The sequence below is a fragment of the Frankia sp. CeD genome (assembly GCF_000732115.1).
In the GTDB taxonomy this organism is placed as follows: Bacteria; Actinomycetota; Actinomycetes; order Frankiales; family Frankiaceae; genus Frankia; species Frankia casuarinae.
This window is the reverse complement of the sequence record NZ_JPGU01000041.1, coordinates 14,166-15,222: the sequence shown is the minus strand read 5'-3', so window position 1 is coordinate 15,222 and position 1,057 is coordinate 14,166. Positions and strand designations below refer to the sequence as shown.

Below are 1,057 nucleotides of genomic sequence, written 5' to 3'. Positions count from 1 at the left end.
AGGATGGACGGCGCGGACACCGACCGGGATGAGGATCTCGACCGGTTGGCCGACCAGCTCGTCGCGGGTGTAGCCGAACAGCCGCTCGGCCTGCGTATTGACCAGGACGATGGCCCCGTCGTCCCGGACGGCGACGATCGCGTCCGGTGCCGCCTCCAACAGACCGCTGGCCAGGTCTGAGGAACCCTTCACCACATCACCACGATCGGTAATCGGACCGACTCTTTAAGTGAGGCGGAGTGGACCGTAGCACAGATGCCGACCCCCCGTGCCGACCCGTGCCAACCCGCCACCGTGGTTCACCGCTTATGCGTGCCTTCTCCCGGAGGACCGACCTGATCGGCTTGGTGGGATCCCGGCGGGTGGTTTTGAGGCTCAGGNGGGNGGTTTTGAGGCGCCGGTGGATCGGGAAGCCATCTGATGGCGTAACACTCGGCCTCGGCGGCACGTTCTCGGCGGCGGCGCCCCNGGCCGATCCCGGGCGCCGACCAGGAAGCCGAGGTCAGCGTGGCAGTGCCGCCGAGGCCGACCGACCGGGAGCGGGCGCTGTTCGGAGAACTGGCGGCCACCTGGACCTTCGACCCGAGGAACTCCGACCTGAGGAACTCCGACCCCAGAAAGTCCGATCCGAGCAAGGGATCCCGGCGATGACCACTCCATTCCCGTCGCGGCAGCGGACGGCGCCGTCGACCACCCGGCCGCGTTACCCGCTGGCACCAGCCCGGAAGCTGACCGTGGAGACGGTCGCCAGCCGCGGCGGGCTGCATCCCGACCTGGTCCACCGGTTCGTGGCACTCGGCCTGCTGGAGGCCTCCCGCGACGCCGAACTGGTCGTCAGCTGTCAGGCAGCGGACGCACGGCACGGGCTCGCCGCCTGAACCCCGACCCCGGGGGCCGGCCGGCCCCCTCCAGGCCGGCCGGCCCCCTCCAGGCCGGCCGGGGCCCTCCTGGCCTGCCGGGGCCCTCCTGGGACACCTACCGGTCAGCGACGAACCGACGGCGCCACGCTAGCGCCGAGACCGGTGCCGCCCGGCCCGGCGGCCGCACCCACACCCGC

At 71.8% G+C, this 1,057-nt stretch carries 3 protein-coding genes; 2 read left to right on the top strand and 1 reads right to left on the bottom strand.

Features of this window, described 5'->3' with window-relative positions:
* On the bottom strand, window positions 1-192 hold a 192-nt coding region (locus CED_RS17315), incomplete at its 3' end, for a PAS domain S-box protein (RefSeq protein ID WP_116289968.1).
* A gap of 315 nt (window positions 193-507) precedes the next feature.
* On the opposite strand from CED_RS17315, the gene CED_RS25465 reads away from it, so the two are divergent.
* Together CED_RS25465 and CED_RS24795 are read left to right on the top strand one after the other, a co-directional pair.
* Window positions 508-651 (top strand): hypothetical protein, encoded by a 144-nt coding sequence (locus CED_RS25465; protein ID WP_023841565.1) that lies wholly within the window; start codon window positions 508-510, stop codon window positions 649-651.
* A complete protein-coding gene (locus tag CED_RS24795) occupies window positions 648-878 on the top strand; it encodes a hypothetical protein (protein ID WP_023841564.1) in 231 nt (76 codons plus the stop codon). The genes CED_RS25465 and CED_RS24795 overlap by 4 nt, the downstream gene beginning before the upstream one ends.
* Window positions 879-1,057: the final 179 nt, after the last annotated feature.